The organism is Bremerella sp. JC817 (assembly GCF_040718835.1).
Taxonomy (GTDB): domain Bacteria; phylum Planctomycetota; class Planctomycetia; order Pirellulales; family Pirellulaceae; genus Bremerella.
Genome location: NZ_JBFEFG010000157.1, coordinates 1 through 416, shown reverse-complemented (window position 1 = coordinate 416; position 416 = coordinate 1). Strand labels below are relative to the sequence as shown.

The window sequence follows — 416 nt, the reverse complement described above, 5'->3', positions numbered from 1 at the left end:
GGCCGTCCCGGGCCTGGGCTCCGCGACATGGGGCCAGAATACGGCCCGGGACAACAACCTCCCCGCGCTCGATACCAAGCCTGAGGAGAGCCAGGCGTTTGCCCTCAGCCTCACCGGCCCATTGCTTGCGCCGACGAAGAGGGCCACGGCCACGGCCGGGGCGGCCAAGGCTGAGGTCGAAATCGGGGTCGGACCGGCGACGGTCCAGCCCAACGGCGATATCTCCGTCGACGGGAAAATCCAGATCGATCTGGAGGCGCCCGCGGAGGGGAAAGGGGGCAGCGCACAGGGCAGGGGGAGGATCAATCTCAATGGAAAACAGACGGTCACGGGCTTAACCGTTGATGGCCAAGCGGTCGTGCGGAATCGCATCGGCCCCGCGATCGGTGCGCTGAAGAAGAAGGGGGTCTACCTGG

General features: G+C 66.8%; 1 protein-coding gene. It reads left to right on the top strand.

Going from position 1 to position 416, the window contains the following annotated elements:
- A partial coding sequence (locus AB1L30_RS00740) for a hypothetical protein (RefSeq protein WP_367011432.1) occupies positions 1–416 on the top strand: 416 nt, incomplete at both ends.